Genomic DNA, 736 nt, shown 5'->3' with positions numbered 1-736 from the left:
CGCCAGGGGCCGGTGATCGCGAGCATGATGCCCGGCTCCTGGATGTTGGCGAACAGCGTCTTGCCGTCGGGCGAGAAGACCGGCCCCGTGAACTCGCTGTACTCCGGCTCCTCCGCGGTGCCGATGTTCAGCTCGTTGCGCGCGACCGGGTAGGTGCGGCCGTCCTCGGTGGCGCCGAAGAGGTGCTGCACGCCCTCGCCGTCCTCGGCGATGATCAGCCCGCCGTACGGCGAGACGCTGATGTTGTCGGGGCCGTCGAACGCGCCGTCCTTCTCCGGGGCCGGGTTGACGCCGAAGCGGACCTTGAGGGTCAGCGTGCGGCGGGCCGGGTTGTAGAACCACACCTGGCCGTCGTGCTGGACCGGGCTCTCCTCGCGGGCGAAGGAGGAGACGACGTACACGCCGCCGTCCGCCCACCACATGCCCTCCAGCTTGCGGGCGCGGGTGACCTGGCCGTCCTTGAACTGCTTGCGGACCGAAGTGGTGCGGGCGTCCCGGTCGGGCACCTCGACCCAGTCCACGCCGTAGACCGTGCCCGGCTCGGTGGCGCGGGAGAGGTCGTCGACGAAGCGGCCGCCGGAGTCGAAGCACTTGAAGGCGGACAGCACGCCGGCGTCGTCGGCGAGGGTGCGCAGCTTGCCGCGGCCGTGCTGGAAGCCGTGCGGCGGGGTCCAGCGGTAGAACAGGCCGTTCGGGCCGGAGGCGTCCTCGGTGAGGTAGAGGTGGCCGCGCTTGG

1 protein-coding gene is annotated in these 736 nt (G+C 71.5%); it reads right to left on the bottom strand.

What is annotated here, in order from left to right; all coding sequences use genetic code 11:
- Window positions 1-736, bottom strand: a 736-nt coding sequence (locus C3481_RS16115) for an alkaline phosphatase PhoX (protein ID WP_146053678.1), incomplete at both ends; no start/stop codon positions are given.

The sequence above is a fragment of the Microbacterium sp. Ru50 genome (assembly GCF_002920555.1).
In the GTDB taxonomy this organism is placed as follows: domain Bacteria; phylum Actinomycetota; class Actinomycetes; order Actinomycetales; family Microbacteriaceae; genus Microbacterium; species Microbacterium arborescens.
Note: the sequence above shows the minus strand (reverse complement) of the source record. Positions and strands in the feature narration are given on the sequence as shown.